The 258-nt window shown below is 56.6% G+C and carries 1 protein-coding gene; it reads right to left on the bottom strand.

Translation table 11 applies throughout. From position 1 onward, the window contains the following. A partial coding sequence (locus tag SB847_RS21500) for a hypothetical protein (protein WP_410578703.1) occupies positions 1-218 on the bottom strand: 218 nt, incomplete at its 3' end. Positions 219-258: the final 40 nt, after the last annotated feature.

Raw genomic sequence — 258 nt, 5'->3', positions numbered from 1 at the left:
CTGGTATTGCTTGACCAAGCGCCAATATCTGGCTGCGCTTCGCGCCTGGAGGCGCTGTTGATGCTGGCGCTGGTGAGCGTAAGAAGATCGTCTACGTGGCCGGTGTAAACCACAGGCAACGAGAGGTGATTCTTCTCCTCGTCATTACTTCGAGTTGCTTCTACGACAGCCAGAGTCGCCGCGCTCCAGCAGGCGTATCCAGGGGTGACGTACTGCAAGGCCATCCGTCCTGTTTCGAAAACAGGTTTCGGGTCTATC

Source organism: Bacillus sp. SIMBA_026 (assembly GCF_046535335.1).
GTDB lineage: Bacteria > Bacillota > Bacilli > Bacillales > Bacillaceae > Bacillus > Bacillus velezensis.
Note: the sequence above shows the minus strand (reverse complement) of the source record. Positions and strands in the feature narration are given on the sequence as shown.